The following is a 381-nucleotide window of genomic DNA, read 5'->3' as shown; positions in this document are numbered from 1 at the left end:
TTGTTGCCGCTGCCGAGCACGGCCAGCCATTCATGCTGAGCTCCAGTCCAGGCCGGAACTCTCAATTGCATCAGCGGCTGACCACTGGAGATGGTGTCGCCCTCAGCCAGAGGCCAGACCTTGTCTACGAAGGAAGGCGCGGGGCTTTGCAGGCGTGTCAGGGCGCGGTCGTTGTAAGCAATCAACCCCGTGACATCAAGCTGAGATTGTGACTGAGCCACGACCACCGAGGCACTGCGAATTCCCAGATTTTGTACCATGGCTGCATCAATACGGACCGTTGGCTGATCGCCATCATCACCACCATTGGCATAACGGGGCACCAACTCCATATCCATGAAAGGTGAGGGCCCGGGCTCGTCAAAGTGCTGCTGGGGATAC

Annotated in this window: 1 protein-coding gene; it reads right to left on the bottom strand. The window is 58.3% G+C overall.

All coding sequences use genetic code 11. From position 1 onward, the window contains the following. Positions 1-381: efflux RND transporter periplasmic adaptor subunit (locus A3714_RS05355; RefSeq protein WP_197463368.1), on the bottom strand; the 381-nt coding region annotated here is incomplete at both ends.

Origin of the sequence: Alcanivorax sp. HI0007, assembly GCF_001635525.1 — a bacterium.
Taxonomy (GTDB): Bacteria; Pseudomonadota; Gammaproteobacteria; order Pseudomonadales; family Alcanivoracaceae; genus Alcanivorax.
The sequence above is the reverse complement of the archived record's forward strand: the minus strand, read 5'-3'. Positions and strand labels throughout refer to the sequence as shown.